The sequence below is a fragment of the Pseudomonas sp. DCB_AW genome (assembly GCF_026240895.1).
Classification (GTDB): Bacteria; Pseudomonadota; Gammaproteobacteria; order Pseudomonadales; family Pseudomonadaceae; genus Aquipseudomonas; species Aquipseudomonas kermanshahensis.
In genome coordinates, this window is the sequence record NZ_JAPFCE010000018.1 from 57,697 (window position 1) to 74,353 (window position 16,657).

Consider the following 16,657-nt stretch of genomic DNA (forward strand, 5'->3'; position numbering starts at 1 on the left):
GCTATCAGCATACTGAAGCCGGGCTAATGCGGGTCATTACCCTCGCTGCTCCAACCTGTCAGGAGCAGCCCATGAGCCATTTGCACCCCCATCACGTAGCCCTGATTCAACAGCGCCTGCCCGGCTGGCTTCGCCAGACTTCCCCGCATCAGCGCGAGGACCTGAAAACCCACCTGCTGCACAGCCACCGCGCCACACGTGCACTGCAGAAGGCCCTTGCCCCGCTGCAGTCGGTAGAGGCGTTCTGCCGACCGTTGTTGAAGGGCGCGCTCGCTCACTGGTACCCCGGCGTGTTGCTGCCTCCACTCGATACCACCGTGTTGACCGAGCGCACCACGGGCCACCTGCGCAGTCGGTCCTGGCTGGAAGCTGCCCTGCAGAATCTGCAAGCGGACACGCCGGTACGCCTCTATGCCAACCAGGATGCGCCTGAACTGGAACAGCTCGACACCGTGCGATTCGTGAAAGGCGTACGGCGCCTCGACCTCGGCCAGCGCTACCTGGACCACCTGCGCGAGCACGTCGACACCGCTGATTTTCGTGCGTTGCTGGGTGAGCAGGACCGTGCCGCCTTCGCGGTCGAATTGTTATCAGCGCGGCTGCAAGGGCACATCGACAGCCGCGGCGAAGCCTTGGGCGAGGCCGCGCTTGCCGGCGCGCGCGAGGTACAGACGCTCAGTGGGGCGATGCGCCTGCAATGTGGCTACCTGAGCCTGCTCGGTTTCCCGCTGAGTGGCGCCCTGCTGCTGCGACTCGAGCCACACGGGCAGACCGAGCCGTGCCTGCTTTACCTGCCTGGGGACACCCAAGGCGCCCTGCACCAGTACTCGTCCTTGCAGGCCGTCGGCACAGCACTCACGAAGCGGCTATGGGAGGAGCCTTTTCGTGTGTATTTCAAACGCTTTGTCAGCCACGCGCAGCAACCCGCCTTCGCCGCGCGACTAAGGCACACACTCTACCCGCGCTACCCCTACGCAGCGCTGCACCCGACCCCACCTACACTGGAGAAAGGTGAGTCATTCAACTGGATCAACCGGCTGTTCCCCTCGCCCCACGACCTGTGGCAAGAAACCCTGGACAAGAACGCCCGCCTGCCACTGGACTTCACGCCGTGGCCCGGCGAATGCTTCACCGCCAGGGCCAGCAACCAGGTGCAAACCACCTTGGCAGATGCCGTGACACTGGCTGTGCCCACGGCGCAGTTCGACGCGGCGGCGCAAACTGCCCGGCTGCTCGGTTGGCTGGGTGTGGGGCTGACTGTACTGAATGTGGCCAGCTTTTTCGTGCCCGCCTTGGGCGAGGTGATGCTGGTGGTCGGCGGGGCGCAAATCGTGGGCGAGTTCCTCGAAGGCGTCCATGCGCTGAACGAAGGCAAAACCGAGGCCGCCATCAGCCATCTGTTCGGTGTGCTCAACAGCCTGCTGCAGGTTGCGGCACTGGGTGCCGTGCACAGTGCGGGCCAGCTGGCAGGCCCCCTTGAAAACTGGACACGCCTCCCCGGCAGAACAGGCCAGCGCCTGTGGCACGGCGACCTGCGCCCCTTCACCCGCGAGGCGCCCTGGCCGCCAGGCACCCCTGGAGCGGATGGCTTGCACCACTGGCAGGGCCAACCGTGGATCAACCTGGAGGGCAAGGCCATGCCGCTGGAAAAAGCCCCCGACAGTCGCTGGCAGCTGGCACACGCGAAAGGCCATCAACGCGCCCCTCGCCTGCTCGGCAATGGCCAGGTGCCGTGGTTGCTGGAGCACGAACAGCCCTTGGCGTGGGACGCGGCCAAACTGCTGCGGCGCATCGCCAACAGCGGCCCGGCGGTGAGTGATGAAACCCTGCTGCGCGCACTGCGCTGCAGTGGTTTCAGCGAAGCAGCCGTGCGCCGCGTGGTGGTCGATCAGGAAGCCGCCCCCGCCCTGCTGCTCGACTGTTTGCAAGCACTGGGCGCCACCGATACCCTCACAGTGGCCAGCACCGACGCCGCCACCTTGCTGCTTGGCCGGGACTTCCCGTCCCTTAGCCGCAGAGCCAAGGCCGAGATCCTTGCCAATACCCGTACCAAGGACCTGGCCCTAGGCCAACGAAGGGGCCGATTGCCGCTCTCGGTAGCCGAAACAGCCCGCGCCTACCAGCACGAAGCACGCCTCGACCGCGCCCTGCTGCGCTTCTATCAAAACAGCGGCCCGGTGCAGGACCGTGATGCCCTGGCCGTGGGTTTTCTGCGACGGCTACCGGGTTGGACGAGCGAGGTGCACCTCGAATTGCGAGAGGGCAACCTGCAAGGCCCACGACTGCAGGGCACTAACGCCCAGGGACGAGCCGGCAAAACCGTGGTGCGCGATGATCGGGGCTACCAACCCTACGACGAACACGGCCAACCGCTGGCCGGCCACACGACGCTCTACCAGGCCATTCTCAACGCCCTGCCTGACAGCGAGCGCATCGCCCTTGGCTTGCAGATACATGACCCTCTGCCCTTGCGTGACGCCCTGTTCGAACAGGCCGCCGGCAACCGCACGTACGCCGCCAAGCAATTAGGTATGGCGCCTGTGCGCACCCTGTATCGGCGGCCCACACGGCTCGCGCCGGGCGGCCGTGTCGGCTACCCCCTCAGCGGCCGTGGCCGGGGCTGGCTGAATGACGACGAGCTGTTCGACACGCTGTACCCCAGCCGCCACCCCGGTGACCGCGAGTGGCTGCGCCAGCGCTTGCGCCTGGAGGCCGGTGAAAGCCCAGGCGCCTTCACCCGGCTGCTCGAACAGTTGCGCGAAGAATACCAGCGCCTGAACACCACACTGGATGGCTGGGTAAATGACACAGAAGGCCTGGCGGTAGACACCCTCGAACAACGCACCGCCGCGCGTACAGAAGCCGCACGGCGCATACGCCAGGCCTGGCGCAGGGAGGGTGTGGAGGCCGATCAGCTGGACCTGGTACTGGAAGCCCAGGACCTGGGCGCCTTGCCGACCTTACCCACGCGCCTGGAGCACGTCCGGTGGCTGACGGTCGTCGACTCACCCGATGGCGAAGCGATCAACCTCGATGGCTTCCTGCAGGCCTTCCCTGGCGTGCGTAGCCTGGACCTTGCCAGCAACAGGCTGCGTTTGCTGCCTGGCGCTCTGGCCCAGATGACCGAACTGGAAACCCTGGACCTGCAGTGCAACGTCGTGGCTTTGCAGGAGGCACGCAATATCGATCTACTGACGCGCCTGCCCCGCCTGCAGCGGCTCAACCTCTCTGGCGGCCTGGAGAGCCTGCCTGTCGCCGCTCTGCAGCGGCTTGGCCAGTTGCAGCACCTGTACGCGCTGAGGGCCGACTTGAACAGGCTCGCACTGCAAACCGAACACTTCGAAGCGTTGCAAGGCTGGCCCGCGCTGACCGAATTGAGCCTGGGCTCATGCGAGATCACCCTCACCGCAGAAAGCCGCGCGGCGCTGGGCCGCCTCAACCAGCTGCACTCGCTGCGCTTAGGGGATAACCCACTGCAATTGACACCCGACGTGACCGGCTGGCAGCACTTGCATACCCTCGACCTCGACCGCGTCGGTATCACCCAATGGCCCGAAGGCCTGCCAGGCTTGATGAACCAACGCCCACTCGTGCTGCGCTCGCTCGACCTCAGTGGCAACCGGTTGGTCGATGCACCCGAATTGCACGACACGGCGTTCGCTGAAGCGATACGCAACGGGGATGAAGGCACCTATTACGACTTCAACGACAACCCTTTCAGTGAGCAGGCCCAACGCAGCCTGTTCGGCGCAGGGCTGACGGCCATCCCAGACATGGATGCCCTGGAGGACGAGGCCTGGGTGATCGAATTGCCCCCCGCGCTTGAGGCACACCGCGAGGCCAATGCCGAAGACGCTGAGTGGGCGCCCGTGTACCGCCTGGCCGAACGCATGGCGCAAACGCCGGAGTACCTGGCTAACCCGGTGCGCACGCGTGAGCGCATCGTGCATGTACTGCGCACGCTCACCCGCGAAGACGTCGGTGACGCGGGCTGGGGCCTCGCCGAGCTGCGTGAGCAAGTACTCACCGAGATCAACGACGCAGCCGAGGCCTGCGTGGACCAGGCCAGCCTGCTGTTCCAGCGGGTCGAAACGCAGGTGTCGGTATGGCGTAGCGTGGCCGCCGCGCACCCCGGCGCCACCGACGAAGCGGTCGCTGTGTCCGTCGCCACCGGCCTGGCCCGCCAGGGCCGCCTGGATGAACGCATAGGCGCCCTGTACAACGCTCGCCGGGCACGCCGGCAGGCCTTGAGCGATGCGCAAAACGACAGCGAACGCCAGGCCGCACCGGCCCTGGTGGCGGAAGACGACTTGAGCGATGTGCACCTGAGCGACCCGCAAACCCCGCCCGACGAAATTGAAATCGCCCTGGTCGCACGCATCGCCCTGCGCGAACGCCTGGGCCTGCCCGAACAACCTGGGCAGATCGCCTTCGGCTACCTGGCGCAACTGAGCGAGACCACCCTGCAACGCCTGGCCCTGGCAGTCGAAACTGAGGCGGATGCTGCCTTCCTGGCACGCTGGGCGAGTGAGCAACCCTTCTGGCGCGCCTGGGTTCGGCGGCTACGGCCTGAGCCATTCGAAACGCTCGCACGTGACTGGGAGGCTGCTTCGGAGTACTACACCGAGTTGAGTGAACCCACCACCGCGCCCGGTGCCTACCGCGGGCCCGCTGTTCCGTTGGCGTTCATCACCGCGCTGGAGCGCGAGACCCACACCGTACCGGGGCTGGCATGGCGGGTGGAGGGCACCTTGCAGCGCATCGACCTGGTGTCGGGGCGCTACAGAGGCGAAGACGAGCTTTACGCGCTGGCTGGCCGCCTGCTGCTCAGCACCCGCCAGCAGGCGCGAGACCAACTCTACCGGCAGTTGACCCAGGCTCTGTTCCAGGCCGGCTGACGTACAGCGGGTGGCAGGCCCCCTGCAGGGCGTGTCGCCCGCAGCCGATTCGGCGGCAAGCGCTTCGACTTCAGCCTTTACCGCTGCGCCATTGCTCAGGCTGCCGATACCCCTGCGCCCAGGCCTGCACTTCACTCGCCGGCATCGGCCTGGCGATGAAATACCCCTGCGCCAGCTCGCAACCCAGTGCCATCAGCACACGCCCATGCTCGACACGCTCCAGGCCTTCGGCAACCACCTCGCGGCCAAACGCACGCGCCAGCCCGATCACCGCCCCGGTCAGGGCCAGGTCATCCTGGTCATGGAGGATGTCACGCACGAACGACTTGTCGATCTTGATGGTCTGGGTCGGCAAGCGCTTGAGGTAGCTCAGCGACGAATAGCCGGTGCCGAAATCGTCCAGCGAAAAGCGCACGCCCAAGGCCCGGCAAGCATCCAGGCACCGGCTGACATGCTGCAGGTTGTCGATGGCCACCGACTCGACGATTTCCAGGTCCAGCCGTGCCGGGTCAACCCCGGGGTGCTCCGCCAGCAACTGTTCCAGGCGTTCGACGAAATCACTGCGCTGCAAATGGCGCGCAGCAATGTTGACACTCACCGACCACGGCTGCCCCTGCCCTTGCCAGGCCTGCAACTGGCTCAGCGCCTGGTGGATCACCCATTCGCCAATTTCGATGATCAGGTCGGTCTGTTCCACCAACGGCAGGAACTCGCCCGGCGGCACCAGGCCACGGCCCGGCCGTTGCCAGCGCAGCAACGCCTCGAAACCCAGCACCTCGCCGCTGCGCAGGTTGACCTTGGGCTGGTAATACAGGCAAAGCTCGCGATTGCGCAGTGCCCGACGCACCCGTGTCACGGTCTGGTGGGTGGCCTTGAGTTCCTGCTCCTGGGACACATCGAACAGGTGGTAACGGTTGCGCCCACGCTGCTTGGCCACATACATGGCCTGGTCGGCGTGACGCACCAGGGTATCGGCGTCCTCATCGTCGAGCGGGTACAGCGTGACGCCGATACTGGCGCTCAATGAGAGGGTGTGCTCGCGCACCACATAGGTGGCCGCCAGCGCCCGCAGCACCCGGCGCAGGGCCGCATGCAACTGGCGGTCATCGCTGACATTGCGCAGGATCAGCACAAACTCGTCACCCGACAACCGGGCCACGGCATCCCCCCCGCGCAAGATGCCCTTCAGGCGCTGCGCCACTTCGACCAGCAACAGGTCGCCGGTGGCATGCCCGTACCCATCGTTGACCGCCTTGAAGCCATCCAGGTCGAGCATGCACACCGCCAGCGGGATGTCTTCACGGCGCGAGAACGCCAGTGCCTGGTTGAGCAGGTCGGACAGGTAGGCGCGGTTGGGCAGCCCGGTCAGCACATCGTGCCCCACCCGCCATTGCAAGGTGTGCAGCAACTGGCGCTTCTCGGTGACGTCGAAGCGGATCGACACATACTTGCGCACCTTGCCGGTCAGCGGGTCGACCAGTGGCACCATGGTGCTGTCGACCCAGTACAGCGAACCGTCCTTGGCGCGGTTGCAGATCTCGCCCTTCCACACCTTGCCCGCCGTCAGCGCTCGCCACATGCCGAGGAAGAATTCCGGCTCGTGCAGGCCGGAATTCAGAATGCGGTGGTTGGCGCCCAGCAGTTCGTCGCGGCTGTAACCGGAGATGCTGCAGAACTGCTGGTTGACGTACGTGATGCAGCCACGCAGGTCGGTTTCGGAAAAGATCGCGGCCGCGTCCACGGCCGCGCGATAGTTATCGTCCATAAGCATCCTGCCCTAACGGTTGAAGCGCTCCACGAGGGCGCGCAATCCGGCGCACACCTCCTCCAGCTCGGCACCGCGCGAGGCGGCCGCGTTGGCGCTATGGGCGCTGTGCTGGGCAATGCCCGCCACACCGTTGATCTGCCGCGACACCTCTTCAGCCACGGCAGACTGCTGCTGCGAGGCTGTGGCCATCTGCTGGCTCATGCCGCTGATGCGTTGCACCGCTTCACGAATACCGTGCAGCGCCTGTTGGGCCTGCTGCACCTGGGCAACGCCCTGCTCGGCGCCCTGAATGCCTTGGCTGGCAATGGCCACGGCTTCTTCGGCACCGCTGCGCAGGCCATCGATGATGGCCTGGATATGCAACGTCGACTGCCGGGTCTTGTCGGCCAGCGCCCTCACCTCATCGGCCACCACGGCAAAGCCGCGGCCCTGTTCACCGGCACGGGCGGCCTCGATGGCGGCATTGAGCGCCAGCAGGTTGGTTTGCTCGGCAATGCCCCGGATCATCCCCGCCGCCTCGGCGATGGCACCGGTCTGACCAGCCAGGTGGGTGACCGCCTGGTTGATCTGGTCCACGGTGCCGGCCAGGGCGCGAATCGCCGTGCCACTGGCATCGGCCACGCGGCTGCCCTGCTCGGCCAGCAGGTGCGCGGTATGCGCCTCGGCGGCGGTGAGTTGCACATGGTTGACCACCTCGCCGATCGAGGCGGTCATCTCGGCCATCGCGGTTGCGCTCAGGTCGGTTTCGGCGCGCTGCTCCAGCAGGGCCGTTTCGGTACCACGCGACAGACGCCCGGCATCGTGCGCGGCTACCGCCATCTGCGTGGCCAGGTCGCTGAGCCGGGTCAACGCGGTTTTCAGGCGCGCCTCTTCACCGATCAGAATCAGCTGCAGTTGCCCGGCAGCGCCCGGCAGGCCGCTGTAGGTCAGCGCAGCGGTGGGGTCGGCGAAGGTGCCTTCGGCGCCCTGGATAACCCGCCGCAACTGGCGGCCCAGGTCGTTGCGCATCCACAGGCCATAGGCCGCGAACAACGCAAGGGTTAGGCCCTGCCCTGGCCAGCCTGGCCAGAACTGGTTGGCGCCCACCGCCAACACACCCCCCAGCAGCGGCAAGGCCATGGCCTGGCTCAGCAACGCCAGGCGGCGGCCGTACGACAGCGGCGCCTGGCCCTGGCGCAGTCGCGCATACAGGGCCTCGGCACGGCTGACTTGTTCGCGGGTCGGGCAGACCCGTACCGATTCGTAGCCTATCACCCGGCCGTCTTCAAGGATCGGCGTGACGTAGGCATTGACCCAGTAGAAGTCGCCATTGCGGCAGCGGTTCTTGACGATGCCCATCCAGCTTTTGCCGGCTTTGAGGTAGCGCCACATCAATGCGTACACCGCTGGCGGCATGTCGGGGTGGCGCACCAGGTTGTGCGGGCTGCCGATCAACTCGGCCTCGCTGTAACCGCTGATGGCGGCAAATTCGGGGTTGCAGTAGGTAATGTGGCTGGCGGTGTCGGTGGCGGAAATCAGCCGCTGACCCGAGGGGAAACGTTGCTCGACCGGGGTTACCGGGAGATTGAGACGCACGATGAGACTCCATTCACTGACGAACCGGCACCCTGCCCATCGACGACCATCGGAACCGATACGCAGCGATCCGCTCCAATGTGCACATGCGCTTCCAGCCATACCGGCATGAGGCCGAATGACACTGGAAACTCGACGATGACTGTCCGGTCAAGCCGCGAATTCTACGAAATTCATCACATAAATCAAATAAAGGTGATCGATCATGGCGTTGCGCCATGCGGATAGATATCGTTAAGTTCTTGATTCTAAATGGGAATTAAGTGATGACGAGATCAGCTCTGGGTTTTGCCCTGCGCCGCTACCGCAAGCTGGCGGGTCTGACCCAGGCACAATTCGCCGAGCGAACCGGCTTCGACCCCAAGACCATCAGCCGTTTCGAGACCGGCGCCTATACCCCCAGCGTCGATGCGCTCATGGCCTTCGCAGGCGTACTGGGTATCAAACCCAAGGACTTCTTCGCCGAACCGGACGACGAAGAGGAGCAGCGCGCCTATCTGTTCGGTGTCATCCACAACGCCCCGCCCAAAGATCTTGGCAAGCTGATTGCAGCAGTGGACCAGGCGTTGGCCAAGCCCTGACCTGATTCATCGGTTTACCTGGGGGCGCTGTTCAGCCCCGATAAATGGCATGCACCGAATTAGAGCCTGGCAGGGCCAATTGCCCCACAACTGGTCAGACCGGTAAGGCCAAAATCACTTGCAATGTAGGATTTTTCGCGCTTTTATGGCCTCGCGCTGAACAAACCGGTAAGACCACAATAATTAAGTCCTGCGCTCTTTGACCCTCGCGGCATCGAAGCAAGGACACCGACCAGAGATCACTCCCATGCTCAAATGGTGCTCGCGTTCGATCTTCCTGCAAGTCGTGCTGGGCCTTGCCCTCGGCATTGCCTGCGGCCTCAGCTTCCCCGAAGTTTCCCTGCAACTCAAACCCCTCGGTGACGGCTTTATCAAGCTGATCAAGATGCTCATCGGCTTGATCGTCTTCTGTGTGGTGGTCAGCGGTATCTCCGGTGCTGGCGACTTGAAAAAGGTCGGGCGGATCGGCCTGAAATCAGTCATCTACTTCGAAGTACTGACCACCATCGCCTTGGTGATCGGCCTGGTGTTCGCCTTCACCAGCGGCATTGGCAGCGGTGCCAACATCCACCTGGACCAGTTGTCCAGCGCCGACGCCAGCAGCCTGGCCGAGCGCGGCCAGCACATCCATGGTGCCACCGCCTTCTTCATGGACCTGATACCGACGTCGGTGATCGGCGCCTTTGCTGACAACAACATCCTGCAGGTGCTGCTGTTCTCGGTGCTATTCGGCAGCGCGCTGAACCTGGTGGGCGACTCGGCGGCAGGTATTTCGCGGCTGATCAACGAACTTAGCCACGTGATCTTCCGCATCATGGGCATGATCGTGCGCCTGGCGCCCATTGGTGTGTTCGGCGCAATCGCCTTCACCACCAGCAAATATGGCCTCGAGTCGCTGCAGCACCTGGGTGGCCTGGTAGCGCTGTTCTACCTGACCTGCGCCGGCTTCGTGCTGATTGTCCTCGGTACCGTCATGCGCCTGTCGGGCCTGAAACTGCTGCCCCTGATCAAATACCTGCGTGAAGAGCTGACCATCGTCCTCGGCACCGCCTCTTCCGACGCCGTGCTGCCGCAGATCATGCGCAAGCTCGAGCACTTGGGCATCGGCACCTCCACCGTCGGCCTGGTGATCCCGACCGGCTACTCGTTCAACCTCGACGGTTTCTCCATCTACCTGACCCTGGCCATCGTGTTCATCGCCAACGCCACCGGCACGCCACTGGAGATGACCGACCTGTTGACCATCTTGCTGGTCTCGCTGGTGACTTCCAAGGGCGCTCATGGCATCCCAGGCTCGGCGCTGGTGATCCTCGCCGCCACCTTGACCGCCGTGCCGGCCATTCCGGTGGTGGGCTTGGTGCTGGTGCTGGCGGTGGACTGGTTCATGGGTATCGGCCGGGCACTGACCAACCTGATCGGCAACTGCGTGGCCACCGTGGCCATCGCGCGCTGGGAGAAGGACATCGACCTGGAGCGCGCGCAGAACGTACTCGCTGGCAAACCAGGCTTTGCCCACACGCCCCGCAAGCAGCCCAACATCCATCAACAGGAATTCTGATCGAACGCGGCCGGCGATGACGCCGGCCCTTCCAGGAGCGAACCGTGATCAGCTCATCGACCGTCGTCAACTCAGTGGTGGAAAAACTCCGCCAAGCCCTGGCCCGAGGCCAGTGGCGCTCCGGCGACATGCTGCCTGGCCAGCGCGAACTGGCCGAACAACTGGGCATCAGCCGCCCCAGCCTGCGCGAAGCCGTCACCGTGCTGGAAACCCTGGGCCTGGTGCGCGCGCTGCCCGGTAAAGGCGTGCTGGTGCTGGATGCCGATGCTGCCCTGCTGGAGCCGGGCATCGACACCAGCGCGTCGGCCAGCCTGGCCGATGTACTGGAGCTGCGCTACACCCTCGAGCCCTTCATCGTCGGCCTGGTCGCGCAATCGGCCAACAGCCACGACATCGGCCAATTGCGCCTGACGCTGATGGACATGCGCGAAGCGCTGGAGGCCGATGACAGCGAAGCCGGGGTCAAAGCCTACATCGCCTTGCATGAGGCGCTGTTCGCCCTGACCACCAATCCGATCTTCCAGAGCGTGGTGCAGCAGACCAGCAACGCCCTCAAGCAGAGCGCCGACATGCTGCGCAACTCGCCCGAACACCTGGCCGCACGGCTGAAGGAAAACGATGCCGTGGTGCGCGCCATCCGCGAACGCAACAGCGCCGAGGCCAGCGCCCAGATGCGCCAGCACATCCTTGCCGAAGGCCAGCGCATGGGCATCCAACTGAACATCCCGGACGAACACCCCCGCCCTTGACCCAGGAGAGCGACCATGACCGCCTGCGCCCACGCCGCCCCCCGCCTGCCTGCCTTGCTCGCCGCCGGCGAAACTCGCCTGTCGGCCGACCAGATCTACCCACGGCTGTTCGACGCAATCCTTGAACAGCGCTTGCCGCCAGGTGCGCTGCTGCCCGAGCAGGCCTTGGGCCATGCCTTTGGTGTCAGCCGCACGGTGATACGCCGGGTGCTCGGCCGCCTGTCGGACCAACAGGTGGTGGTTCAGCGCCCCAGCCACACCGCGCACCTGGCGGCACCCGACCCCGACCAGGCGCGCCAGGTGCTCAGTGCCAGGCGCCTGGCCGAAACCACCTTGATCACCCTCGCCGCGCAACGCGCCCGGCCGGCGCAGATCCGCCAGCTGCGCCTGCTGGTCGAGCGGGAGCGCCAACACCACGAAAACGGTGAGCGCTGCGCGGCCATCCGCCTGGGCGGCGAGTTTCACCTGAAGCTCGCGCAGGTCGCCGCCAACGCCCCGCTGGCGCGGTTTCTCAACGGTTTGGTGCCGATGACCTCGCTGATCATCGCCCGCTATGAGTCGCCCTGCTGCGACCACTGTGCCTGGGAAGAACATGCGGCGATCATCGATGCGGTCGAGGCAGGTGATGCCCCCGCAGCGCTGGCGTTGATGCACGAGCACCTCGACCGCCTGCAAGACAAGCTCGACCTGGGCTGAGTTTTTTCGCCGTTGTAGGAGCGGCCTTGCGTCGCGAATGGGCTGCGAAGCGGCCCCCTGCAATGTTTCGGCGAGGCTGAAATCCTGGGGCTGCTTCGCAGCCCTTTCGCGACGCAAGGCCGCTCCTACTGGCAGCCTTCTCTCTATACTCGAGAAACCACCCCAGCCTCTACCCAGGGAGGCGGCCGCGTGAGCTCGCGTACCCCCTTACTGCTACTGTGCCTGTTGCTGGCCCTCGGCGGCTGTGCGAGCAAGCGCCCGCCCGCCCCGCCACCGCCCGCCGTGCTCACCCCCGCTGCCTGGCAGCGCATCGACCAGGACCTGATCGAGGCCTCGGTCGGTGCCGCCGGGTCGGCCAACGATTACGCCCGCCGCTCGATGCGGGTGTGGAAGGAGCAGGTGCAGCAACGCACCGAGAGCGACTTCATCCCCTGGTTCACCGGCTACTGGACCCAACAATGGCTGACCCTCAAGGTCGCCTGGTACAAGATCGACAGTGGCGAGGGCCGTGAGCCTGCAGAAAAACGCCTGGCGCTGTACCTGCAAGAGCAGTACCACGAACGGGTGATCGAGCCCGTGGCCGAGCAGATCAACCCCGAGGGTATTCGCGACCGCGCCTGTGAACTGTACGTGCAACTGTTCGGCCAGCAACTGCCTGGCATCATCGCCCGCTACAACGCACCGGCTGAGCAATTCAGCCAGCGCCTCAACCGGATACCCGCCATCGCTCTGGGCCCGCCCGCTGCACGCAACGCCAGCCTCTACCAACTGCTGCGGGCCAAGTCGCTGGACCAACAACCGGCTTGGCAAGCCATGCGCGAGCATTTGCACCAACAAGCCAGCAAAGGCCCGGGGCAGACCGACGTGGGCCTGTCGTCGGTGGCCACCCGCGCCAGCGAGAAGCTCGGCGCCACCCTGGCCCCACGCGGCATCGCCAGTGCCGTGGCCTCTGCGGTGGGCAAGGTGGCTGGGGCGATGATCTCGGTGGCGGCAACCGGGTACGGCATGATCACCCACGGCCGTGAACAACCGCAGATGGTCGAACAGTTGCGGGTGATCCTCAACGTGGCGCTGAACCAGGAATGGCAGGAGTTGATGGAGAACCGCCAGAGCGGAGCGATGGCGGGGGTGTATTACCTGTCGGGGCAGGTCGAGGACAGTTTGCTGGCCAGTGCGCCGCGGCCGATGGAGCAGCCGATAGCGCCGCAGGCGGAACAGCGGCAGGCGCCTTTGTTGATACGCCTGCCGCCTTAGGGGTTGCTTGTGCGGGCCTCTTCGCAGCACAAGGCTGCTCACAAGGGGCGTTTCAGCAACCTGTCAGGCAGTGGCCAGCGCCGAGGTGGGCAAGCCGAAGAGCCTGTCGAATGCCCAGTTGTAGGCAAAGGTGTAGCACGGCACCAGGATGATGAACGCCAGGTCCACCAGAAACGCCTCGACCAGGCTCATGTCCAGCCACCAGGCAATCAGCGGAATCAGGTACACCACCAACGTCAGTTGAAAACCGATGGCATGCGCCACGCGCCGGGCCACGCTGCGCCCGCGTTTGGCCTGGCGGGCCTCCCAGCGCTCGAACAGGGTGTTGTAAATCAGGTTCCAGAGCATCGCGATGGTGGTGATCATCACGGCCAATGGCCCGGTGTGGGAAGCCTGGGTGTCTGACAGATACGCCAGCCCGAGGGTGGACATGCACAACCCGATCAGTTCATAGAAAGTCACATAGACCAGTTTGCGTTTGAGCCCCTGCACCTGGGTTTACCTCCAAAGTCAAAAAACGATGGGGCGAGCATGCTTCAATCTTCTTGACAGTAAAAGTCAGCAGCTGTCAGATCAACTGACAGGAGTCTGCCATGAACTTTTCCAGCGACAATATTCAGCTATTTCTCGCCGTGCTCGACCGCGGTTCGTTCTCCGCTGCCGCACGCGCCCTGCACCGGGTGCCGTCGGCCGTGAGCATGGCCATCGGCAACCTTGAGGCAGAGCTTGGCTACAGCCTGTTCGAACGTGGCCCGCGCGAAGTGCGGGCCACGGCTCAGGCCTTGGCCCTGGAACCCCACGCCAGGTTGATCGCCGAACAGCTCGGGCTGCTGCAGGTGCATGCCCTGGAGTTGTCCCAGGGGCTTGAGAGCAGCCTGACCATCGCGGTGGTCCCCGACGTCGACCATCGCCCGCTATTAAGCGCCATCGCCCAGCTCGGTGAGCGCTACCCGCTGCTGGACATCGCGCTGCTCAGCGCCCCCCAGGAAGAGGCCCTGCACTTGCTCGACAGTGGCCGCGCCGACCTCTGCGTAGCCTTCGCCGGCCTGCAGGTCGATGCCCGTCGCGGCTTCCAGTACATTGGCATGGAGTCGCTGGTGGCTACTCTGTCACCGACCCATCCGGCGCTGCTCGACGCACGCATTCACTACCTTGAAGACCTGATCAATGTGCGCCAGATCCTGGTGCGCAGCCGCGACCTGCCGCTGACCGACCCGCGCGCCCTGATCGGGGCCACGCACTGGTCCACCGACAGCTTCGACGTCGCCCTGCAGATGGTCGAGGCCGGCCTCGGCTGGGGTGACCTGCCGCTTTCGCGCATTGCACCGCTGCTGGCGGCCGGGCGGCTGGTGCGGCTGGATTTTCGCAATACCCGTAATGAACTGCAGTTGCCCGTGCACATCCTGTGGCGCAAGCAGCACCCGCTGCGCCAGGCGGCGCGGCTGTTGATCGAACAGCTGTGTAAACGCTGAATGCCGTTCGTCGAAACGGCCTAAAGAAATTTCGCTAAGTGTTTCAATTTTTTACCCCTCAAGCCGATAGCCAGACGACAGGGCGCAGCGCGTCATGAGTGCGCTATGCCCTCCCCCCTGATTGGCTCAAGGTCTCGAAACATGAACCTGAAATTTCGCCACAAGATCCTGCTCAGCGCGTGCGGCGTCGTGGTCCTGGCTTTTGCCCTGTTCACCCTTTACAACGACTACCTGCAACGCAACACCATTCGCCAGAATATCGAGTCCTCGGTGCAGCAATCCGGCGCACTGACCGCCAGCAGCGTGCAGAACTGGATGAGCGGGCGCATCCTGGTGCTGGAAAACCTGGCCCAGGACATCGGCCAGCAAGGCGCCGGTGATACCCTGAACGGCCTGGTCGAGCAACCGTCCTATACGCGTAATTTCCTGTTCACCTACTTGGGCCAGGCCAACGGTGCATTCACCCAGCGCCCGGACGCGCAGATGCCCGCCGGTTACGACCCCCGCCAACGCCCGTGGTACAGCACCGCGGCAAGCGCCGGGCAGACCGTTTTGACCGCACCTTACCAAGGCGCCGTCGGCGGCTTGATGGTCACCATTGCCACCCCCGTGAAGGGCAAAGGCAACGGTGAACTGATCGGTGTGGTCGGCGGCGACGTGACCCTCGACACCTTGGTCGAAATCATCAACTCGGTCGATTTCGGCGGCATCGGCCATGCCTTCCTTGCTGACAGCAATGGCCAGGTCATCGTCAGCCCGGACAAAGACCAGGTGATGAAAAACCTCAAGGACATCTACCCCGGCAGTGGCCTGCGCGTCGCCTCGGGCATGCAGGATGTCACCCTCAATGGCCAGGACCGCCTGATCTCCTTTGCCCCGGTCAACGGCCTGCCGTCGGCCCAGTGGTACATCGGCCTGTCGATCGACAAGGACAAGGCCTACGCCGCCCTTAGCCAATTCCGCACCTCGGCGATCATCGCCATGCTCATCGCCGTGGCCGCCATCGCCGGCCTGCTGGGCTTGTTGATCCCGGTGCTGATGCAACCGCTGACCACCATGGGCCGTGCCATGCGCGACATCGCTGAAGGTGAAGGTGACCTCACCCGCCGCCTGGCCGTGCAGAACAAGGACGAGTTCGGCGAACTGGCGATGTCGTTCAACCGGTTCGTTGAACGCATCCATGCCTCGATCAGTGAAGTGTCGTCGGCCACGCGGCTGGTGCATGACCTGTCGGAAAAGGTGGTCAACGCCTCCAACGCTTCGATCACCGGCTCCGAAGAACAGAGCATGCGCACCAACAGTGTGGCGGCAGCGATCAACGAGCTGGGCGCTGCCACCCAGGAGATCGCGCGCAACGCCGCCGACGCCTCGCAGCATGCCAGCGGCGCCAGCGAGCAGGCCCACGGTGGCCGCGAAGTGGTCGAGGAAGCGATCAGTGCCATGACCGCCCTGTCGCAGCGCATCAGCGAATCGTGCGCGCAGATTGAAACGCTCAACGCCAGCACCGACGAAATCGGCAAGATTCTCGATGTGATCAAAGGCATTTCCCAGCAGACCAACCTGCTGGCGCTCAACGCCGCCATCGAAGCCGCGCGTGCCGGTGAAGCCGGCCGTGGCTTCGCCGTGGTCGCCGACGAGGTGCGCAACCTGGCGCACCGCACCCAGGAGTCGGCCGAAGAGATCCATCGCATGATCACCAGCCTGCAAGTGGGCTCGCGCGAGGCGGTGCACACCATGAACACTAGCCAGGTCTCCAGCGAACAGACCGTGCAGGTGGCCAACCAGGCCGGTGTGCGCCTGGCCAGCGTGACCCAGCGCATTGGCGAGATCGATGGCATGAACCAGTCGGTGGCCACTGCCACTGAAGAGCAGACTGCCGTGGTCGAGAGCCTCAACCTGGACATCACCCAGATCAACGCCCTCAACCAGCAAGGCGTCGAGAACCTGAACGAGACACTGCTGCACTGCGATCAGCTGGCCCAACAGGCTGGCCGACTGAAGCAGCTGGTGGGCAGCTTCAGAATCTAAGTGTCACGTTCGCCAGCAAGCCCTCTCCACACCCCTGTGGGAGCGGGCTTGCCCGCGAATGAGCTGCGCAGCAACCCC

Annotated in this window: 11 protein-coding genes; 8 read left to right on the top strand and 3 right to left on the bottom strand. The window is 64.7% G+C overall.

The genetic code is table 11. The features are described 5' to 3' along the window. Positions 1-71 precede the first annotated feature (71 nt). Positions 72-4,898 carry a DUF6543 domain-containing protein gene (locus tag OO306_RS12985; protein ID WP_265968926.1) on the top strand — a complete coding sequence of 1,609 codons (4,827 nt, stop codon included), beginning with the start codon at positions 72-74 and terminating at the stop codon, positions 4,896-4,898. A 70-nt stretch (positions 4,899-4,968) separates the two neighbouring features. On the opposite strand, the gene OO306_RS12990 is transcribed toward OO306_RS12985, so the two are convergent. Further along, complete coding sequence (locus tag OO306_RS12990; protein ID WP_265968927.1) at positions 4,969-6,663, bottom strand: bifunctional diguanylate cyclase/phosphodiesterase; 1,695 nt, start codon at positions 6,661-6,663, stop codon at positions 4,969-4,971. Between the two features lie 12 nt (positions 6,664-6,675). Then, a complete protein-coding gene (locus tag OO306_RS12995) occupies positions 6,676-8,241 on the bottom strand; it encodes a PAS domain-containing methyl-accepting chemotaxis protein (RefSeq protein WP_265968928.1) in 1,566 nt (521 codons plus the stop codon). Between the two features lie 266 nt (positions 8,242-8,507). Between OO306_RS12995 and OO306_RS13000 the strand changes: the two genes are divergently transcribed. The 5 genes from OO306_RS13000 to OO306_RS13020 all read left to right on the top strand — a co-directional run bounded on the left by OO306_RS13000 (position 8,508) and on the right by OO306_RS13020 (position 13,079). Continuing rightward, positions 8,508-8,822, top strand: a complete 315-nt coding sequence (locus OO306_RS13000) for a helix-turn-helix domain-containing protein (protein WP_186683120.1) — start codon at positions 8,508-8,510, stop codon at positions 8,820-8,822. A gap of 247 nt (positions 8,823-9,069) precedes the next feature. Beyond that, a complete protein-coding gene (locus OO306_RS13005; RefSeq protein ID WP_027593968.1) occupies positions 9,070-10,380 on the top strand; it encodes a C4-dicarboxylate transporter DctA in 1,311 nt (436 codons plus the stop codon). Positions 10,381-10,424: 44 nt separating this feature from the next. Continuing rightward, entirely contained in the window at positions 10,425-11,129 is a 705-nt protein-coding gene (locus OO306_RS13010) for a FadR/GntR family transcriptional regulator (RefSeq protein WP_099429946.1), read from the top strand. Between the two features lie 15 nt (positions 11,130-11,144). Next, a complete protein-coding gene (locus OO306_RS13015; protein ID WP_027593970.1) occupies positions 11,145-11,825 on the top strand; it encodes a GntR family transcriptional regulator in 681 nt (226 codons plus the stop codon). A 189-nt stretch (positions 11,826-12,014) separates the two neighbouring features. Then, on the top strand, positions 12,015-13,079 hold the full coding sequence (locus OO306_RS13020) for a hypothetical protein (RefSeq protein WP_265968929.1): 1,065 nt from the start codon (positions 12,015-12,017) through the stop codon (positions 13,077-13,079). Positions 13,080-13,142: 63 nt separating this feature from the next. Here the strand turns inward: OO306_RS13020 and OO306_RS13025 are convergent, their stop codons facing one another. Beyond that, entirely contained in the window at positions 13,143-13,571 is a 429-nt protein-coding gene (locus tag OO306_RS13025) for a PACE efflux transporter (RefSeq protein ID WP_027593972.1), read from the bottom strand. A 101-nt stretch (positions 13,572-13,672) separates the two neighbouring features. Here OO306_RS13025 and OO306_RS13030 point away from each other — a divergent pair, with 101 nt between their 5' ends. Together OO306_RS13030 and mcpA are read left to right on the top strand one after the other, a co-directional pair. Next, positions 13,673-14,551, top strand: a complete 879-nt coding sequence (locus OO306_RS13030) for a LysR family transcriptional regulator (RefSeq protein WP_099453457.1) — start codon at positions 13,673-13,675, stop codon at positions 14,549-14,551. A 141-nt stretch (positions 14,552-14,692) separates the two neighbouring features. Then, a complete protein-coding gene (gene mcpA / locus OO306_RS13035) occupies positions 14,693-16,579 on the top strand; it encodes a methyl-accepting chemotaxis protein McpA (RefSeq protein WP_027593974.1) in 1,887 nt (628 codons plus the stop codon). The last annotated feature ends 78 nt before the right edge of the window (positions 16,580-16,657 follow it).